The sequence below is a fragment of the Wolbachia endosymbiont of Drosophila bocki genome (assembly GCF_028982005.1).
In the GTDB taxonomy this organism is placed as follows: Bacteria; Pseudomonadota; Alphaproteobacteria; order Rickettsiales; family Anaplasmataceae; genus Wolbachia; species Wolbachia pipientis.
Genome location: NZ_JAPQLG010000131.1, coordinates 1 through 5,906, shown reverse-complemented (window position 1 = coordinate 5,906; position 5,906 = coordinate 1). Strand labels below are relative to the sequence as shown.

Sequence of the window (5,906 nt, the reverse complement as noted above, 5' to 3'; positions counted from 1 at the left end):
CTTGCAAATGATTGTCCTTTCCTTCATTTCTCTCCTATTACGAAGATTTTAAACAGGTTCTTAGAAGTCACAACCGTTTCTGCAACAGTTATAGGAGCCACGGTACTACTAGAAATAATATCTGGCGTTAATCGACCGTTAATGATATTAACAAAATCACTGAGAGTTTTTATGCTATTTGCCGGTATTATTGTTGCTTCAGAAGATTTTCCAGAGCCGTTTTGATTAAAAGTTACAATATTTTCTCCACTTACCGCAGTTACGATAAAACCACCCTGACCGTTGCCTTTAATATATAATTGCTCTATAGGATCTGTAAATTGATAGATAGGAAAATCTGACACTGATCCATTTTTAAGTAGAGTTGCTATATGTAACCTCTGCTCATTAGCTGATTGGTCATTTTCAAGAAAAGCAACTAGATCATTTCCTTCCGTTTGTTCAACATACTGCAAAAAGCTTATTTCATGTTCTCTAGAAAGAGATAGTGCTTTATTATCTATTTGACCTTTTCGATTACCAAGTAAAAAGCCATTAACTCTATCCTTCAGACCATGAATCACTTTAGCCATATCAAATTTAAAAATACGTGTTTTTCTCACCTCTTGATTTTCCTTAGTAATCCTTTTGCTCACTTGCGAATAAAGCATCGTGTTTCCATTTAATGCCAATTGCCCCTGATTATCAAAATTGAACAATTTTCTTTCTGTAACACCTTTTTCTCCAGTCAATACCTTAAATTTTCCGCTCTCGCTTGACTTTAAGTACCAAGAAACTAAAGTTTGATCCTTTAAGTTATGGGCGATTACAATTACGTCACCATTACCAACTTTCACTGCTCTTGGTTGAAAGTAACTATTGCCCACATTTGCAAGACTATTATTATCAATATTCTTTTGTAATTTTCTTTTATCTCAATGTTCAACTGAAGGAGTATTAACTGATTGTTTAATTCCGTAAGTGTTAAAAGATAAGCCTTTAACGCATTTTTCTCCTTCTTCGCTAATTCCTTCTTCAGGAAAGATAACTCCAACTTTATCTATTTCAGCTGAATCTTCTATTAATGTGAGAGATAATTGATCTTTGAATTCATTTGCTACGCTGATATTTGTACCACATTCGTATGTTTTTGATTGATATAATGGACTAATAAGTAATTTTACTTTACTGCTCCCATTACCATTATCTTGATAGCTGAGTCCGTAAGCAACTCCATTCCCCTCAATTAATTCTACGTTTGTTGGATTAAAACCTATCGCTTCTTTAATTTCCGGTGTATTTGAGTTGATCCGAGCAATCTTCTTAATATAGACATAATTTTATTTAAAATATTAATAAAATGCTATTATGATTACTCCTGTGTGTTAATTTCAATGAAAATTTTAACTAAAATTAAAAAATTAATATAATATTTTATACTAAAAGGTAAATATAAGCTTGAAGAGGGCTAAGAAGCTTTATGCTATTTCTCAAAAAACCAACAATTGCAATCATTGGTTCTACAGGTATAATCTGTTAAAGTTTACACGAGTCTCATGAATGATAGAAAAAGAAGAGCAGTTTAGTTTTACATCAGAAAACCTCAAGAAAGCGGGAAAGTTTATAGAGAAGTATCCCAAAGGTAGAGAAGGTAGTGCTGTTATGCCTTTACTATATCTGGTTCAAGAGCAATGCGGATGGGTTTCTGAATCTGCTATGCGTTATGTTGCTGATATGCTCCATATTCCACATATTCGTGTATATGAAGTGGCAAATTTTTACACCATGTATAATTTAAAACCAGTAGGCAAATATCTAATACAAATTTGTAGAACAACTCCTTGCTGGTTGTGCAATAGTGAAGAAGTTTTAAATACCTTTAAAAAAAAACTTGGAATCAATATCGGTGAGACTACTAAAGATAATTTGTTCACTTTAAAAGAAGTTGAATGCCTAGGTGCATGCGTTAATGCTCCCGTTGTGCAGATCAATAATGACTTCTATGAAAATCTTACTCCTGAGAAAGTAGAAAACATCATAACAGAACTTTCAGGCAAATAGATGAAAGAAGAATTTTCATTCAAGAGAATCAAGCAATCAGGTTCTGCAAGAGTTGGAACAATTAACACTCCAAATGGAAGCGTAGAAACCCCCGCTTTTATATTCTGCGCAACAAAAGCTGCAATTAAAGCTGCAGATATTGAAAGAATAAGTGAAGCTGTTACCCAAATCATACTTTCCAACACCTATCACCTAATGCTTCAACCAGGAGAGAATACTGTTGCAAAACTTGGTGGTTTGCGCAAGATGATAGGATGGAATGGGCCAATGCTAACTGACTCAGGTGGATATCAGATATTTAGCTTAGGCCACGAATCAGTTTCGGAAGAGGTAAAAGGAATAAGAAAAAAACAAAAAACTTTGATCAAAATTAATGAGGATGGGGCAATTTTCCGTTCTTACATTAATGGTAAAATTTATTGCTTAACTCCTGAAAAATCTGTACAAATTCAACAGAAATTAGGTGCAGATTTAATCCTAGTTTTAGATGAATGCACTCCATTTCACGTAAGCAAAGAATACACAGCAAAATCAATGCTCATGAGCCACAGATGGGCTGAACGTTCTTTAAATGAATTTGAAAAAAACAATAATGGCAAGCAGGCACTGTATGGAATTAGTCAAGGCGGAGTGTATCAAGATTTACGTAGAGAAAGTTGTGATTTTATCAACGATTTGCCATTTTTTGGTCAAGCAATAGGTGGATCACTTGGTCAAAGTAAAGAGCAGATGCATGATGTAGTTTCTTTCACTATGGACCACCTGAAAAAAGACAGGCCTACTCATTTGCTTGGTATTGGTGGAATTGTGGACATCTTTCGCGGAGTAGAGCTTGGAATTGACACGTTTGATTGCGTGCATCCAACCCGCTTAGCAAGGCATGGTGGCGCACTTGTTAAAGTAAAAAACAGAAATTCTATTTCTTCAAAGTGCAAAGAGCATATTAATTTGCGGAATCAACGATTTGAGCTGGACAACAACCCAATTGAAAGTGACTGTTTATGTTTTACCTGCAGAAAACATTCAAGAGCTTATATACACCATTTACTGAAAGCTAAAGAGCTCCTGGCTTACACGCTCGTTACCATTCATAATATTTTCTTTATGAATAAGTTAATGGCATCGATAAGGCAGGCTATATTAGATGATAGGCTAGATCGGGAGAAAAATAATTGGATTAGTGAGACACCACTACACTGTGAATTATACACCTAGTTCATATTTTTCTACGCTTATTTTATATTCCCTAAAACAGAAAAAGCCTTCCTCTTCCTACTCTTTCTTCCTTGGCTAATCCATAGTTAGCGTTTTTTGCACATGTGCGTTGCATTTTTTAATCTTCTTTAAAAACTTGACAATACATGACAACACTGGTATGTTAAAAATATAGTTTTTGTGAGGTATTTATGGTTAACAATAAAGAAAAACGTCAAATAGCGTTTTGCGTTCCAGCCGTTACATTCTTAGCTGGGTTATCATTAATCGCAACTGCAATTGCAGTGGGTACCGCACCTGCTATAGCTGCTTGTCTAGTGATAGGAGGAATTTTGACTGTCTTGTCTGGTGTGCAAGCAGTAGAAAGCTATTTATTTTTACGAAACAGCGAGAAAACTTTGAATAAACTGATAAGTAATATACGCGATGAACCAGAAAGCAAACTTTTTATAGAAAGGATTTTGCAACCGTTCATTGAACTTTTTAGTGAGCTTAAGCAACATAATTAAAGTACACTAAGCTTTAAGCATAGAAACCACTTTATCGTAACTTGGCAATGACTCAATTTCTCCAATTGCAGCTAGAGTGGTTTTTTCATGCTGAGATAACAATTCTTCTGCTGCTTTTTTTACGCTAGCAGTGGTAACTGCACTAATTTTTTCTATTAATTCATTTTTACTGATGTACCTATTATAGTTACCGTAGTAGTGTCCCAATGTTTCAGCACGTGAGCTAACACTTTCGCGTGACATTAAAATTTGGGATTTTATTCGCTCTTTCACTCTATTTACTTCTTCTTCCCTCAGATTATCTGTAGACATCTTCTTCAACTCTGTCGTCATAGATTCTAAAAGCTTATCTAAGTTACTACTATCTGTGCCAGCAAAAATGGAAAACATCCCTGTATCAGTGTAGCTGGAATTAAATGAATAAACAGAGTAAGCTAATCCCTGCTTTTCCCTTACTTCCTGGAACAGGCGTGATGACATTCCGCTCCCTAATATAGAATCAAGCACTTGAAACGTGTGATATTTATCGTCATGGCAAGAAACACTAGGTAGACCAATTAGCAAGTGTACCTGATCTAATTTACGATGTTCTAAATACTCACCACCAGTACAGCTCGCATTTTGGCTTTTTTTCAGCTTTTTAGAATGAATCTTTGAGAGAAAATCTTTGGTTAATGCAACAACTTCTTCATGTTCAACATTTCCTGCAACGGCAAATAGCATATTCTCACCAAAGTAATGCTCATTTATGTAATTATCTAGATCTCCTCGAGTAAAAGATTTTACAGTACTTTGCGTGCCTAAGATTGACCTACCAAATGGTTGGTCTTTATAAGCTGTCCCAAAATATTTGTCGAAAATAATGTCACTTGGTGAATCATTAGTTTGAAAAATCTCTTGTATTACAACACCCTTCTCACGTTCCAATTCATCTTCTGGAAACGTGGAATTCATCAATATATCTATTAATATATCAATACCAGTTTTTATGTCTTTCTTGAGGACTTTTGCATAATAGGTGGTGCTTTCCCTACCGGTGCTAGCGTTGAAAACTCCACCTATGTCATCAAAAGCTTGTGCAATTTCAAAGGCAGTTCTTGTCTTCGTCCCTTTGAAAGCCATGTGTTCTAAAAAATGGGATATTCCATTTTGCTTTGCACCTTCTGCTCTACTGCCAACACCAACTCGTATGCTTAAAGCTACGGAATCAATATCACGCACCTGCTCAGTTATTATGCGCAGACCATTATCTAATTTTGTTACCCGGGGTATATTCATCTCATATATTCTTCTAAGTTCTCTTCTGCAAAATCCCAATTAATCAAATGATCAAGGAAAACTTTTATGTAGTCAATTCTACGGTTTTGACAATCTAAATAATAGGCGTGCTCCCACACATCCATAGTGAGTAGTGGCACTTGGCCATAAATTATTGGCAAATCTGCATTTGGAGTTTTGGTGATTTTGAGCTTTCCTAACCTACCTTTTTCGAGCACTAACCATACCCATCCACTGCCAAATTGGCTTACTCCATGACTCGAAAATTCTTCATAAAATTTATCAAAGCCACCGATATCGTCTTGAATTTTTTTTGCTAGAAGACTACCATCTTTAGGCTTACCACCACCATTTTTTTTCATTGAATTCCAATAAAAAGTGTGATTCCAAACTTGTGCTGCGTTATTAAATATAGGCAAGTTGCCGCTATTACCATGCACTTTTGTTATTAATTCCTCAATTTTTACATGTTGATAATCCGTATTTTCAACTAGCTCATCGAGTTTATTTAAATACCCTTTATGGTGCTTATCATAATGAAAATCCAAAGTTTTTGCAGATATGTAAGGCTCCAAAGCTGTTTTATCATATGGTAATTCAGGTAAAGTAAAACTCATGCCAACCTCTTTATTTTTGACCTACTTGGATGGTAGGGCAATATATGCTTTTATGCAACATATAATTAATAGCCAAAACATTTAGGTATCTATTGCATTATTCTAAATTATACTACAATAACGATTATTATATAAGCCATAGAAATGGATTAAATGCAAAAGTTACTTGACACCCTTCGCCAGCCCCCTTATCATGAAACTGAAGCTATTGTATTTGCTTTCGCCAATCTGCAGATTAAAAGGTAAG

Annotated in this window: 5 protein-coding genes and 1 pseudogene; 3 read left to right on the top strand and 3 right to left on the bottom strand. The window is 35.0% G+C overall.

Annotation, left to right across the window (positions count from 1 at the left end; genetic code table 11):
- Nucleotides 1-59: 59 nt before the first annotated feature.
- A pseudogene (locus tag OZD61_RS05795) lies at nt 60-1,315 on the bottom strand (hypothetical protein); the annotation flags it as partial.
- 224 nt (nt 1,316-1,539) lie between these two features.
- On the opposite strand from OZD61_RS05795, the gene nuoE reads away from it, so the two are divergent.
- From nuoE to OZD61_RS02885, 3 genes are all read left to right on the top strand, one after another.
- Nucleotides 1,540-2,040, top strand: coding sequence for an NADH-quinone oxidoreductase subunit NuoE (nuoE, locus tag OZD61_RS02895; RefSeq protein WP_182320564.1), 501 nt, complete (start codon nt 1,540-1,542; stop codon nt 2,038-2,040).
- Nucleotides 2,041-3,255: a tRNA guanosine(34) transglycosylase Tgt gene (tgt, locus tag OZD61_RS02890; RefSeq protein ID WP_274979779.1), complete on the top strand. Its 1,215-nt coding sequence runs from the start codon at nt 2,041-2,043 to the stop codon at nt 3,253-3,255.
- Nucleotides 3,256-3,446: 191 nt separating this feature from the next.
- Nucleotides 3,447-3,764, top strand: a complete 318-nt coding sequence (locus tag OZD61_RS02885; RefSeq protein ID WP_274979778.1) for a WD_0736 family protein — start codon at nt 3,447-3,449, stop codon at nt 3,762-3,764.
- 6 nt (nt 3,765-3,770) lie between these two features.
- Here OZD61_RS02885 and OZD61_RS02880 read toward each other — a convergent pair whose 3' ends face one another.
- Both OZD61_RS02880 and OZD61_RS02875 read right to left on the bottom strand, forming a co-directional pair.
- The gene (locus OZD61_RS02880; protein WP_274979777.1) at nt 3,771-5,042 is read right to left on the bottom strand and encodes a M16 family metallopeptidase; all 1,272 of its coding nucleotides are present in this window, start codon (nt 5,040-5,042) and stop codon (nt 3,771-3,773) included.
- Nucleotides 5,039-5,659, bottom strand: coding sequence for a superoxide dismutase (locus tag OZD61_RS02875; protein ID WP_274979776.1), 621 nt, complete (start codon nt 5,657-5,659; stop codon nt 5,039-5,041). The genes OZD61_RS02880 and OZD61_RS02875 overlap by 4 nt, the downstream gene beginning before the upstream one ends.
- Nucleotides 5,660-5,906: the final 247 nt, after the last annotated feature.

What these genes read in the sequence shown, in the direction of transcription:
- OZD61_RS02880 (WP_274979777.1), bottom strand. Translation starts at nt 5,042, where the DNA reads ATGAATATACCCCGGGTAACAAAATTAGATAATGGTCTGCGCATAATA.
- nuoE (WP_182320564.1), top strand. Translation starts at nt 1,540, where the DNA reads ATGATAGAAAAAGAAGAGCAGTTTAGTTTTACATCAGAAAACCTCAAG.
- OZD61_RS02885 (WP_274979778.1), top strand. Translation starts at nt 3,447, where the DNA reads ATGGTTAACAATAAAGAAAAACGTCAAATAGCGTTTTGCGTTCCAGCC.
- OZD61_RS02875 (WP_274979776.1), bottom strand. Translation starts at nt 5,659, where the DNA reads ATGAGTTTTACTTTACCTGAATTACCATATGATAAAACAGCTTTGGAG.
- tgt (WP_274979779.1), top strand. Translation starts at nt 2,041, where the DNA reads ATGAAAGAAGAATTTTCATTCAAGAGAATCAAGCAATCAGGTTCTGCA.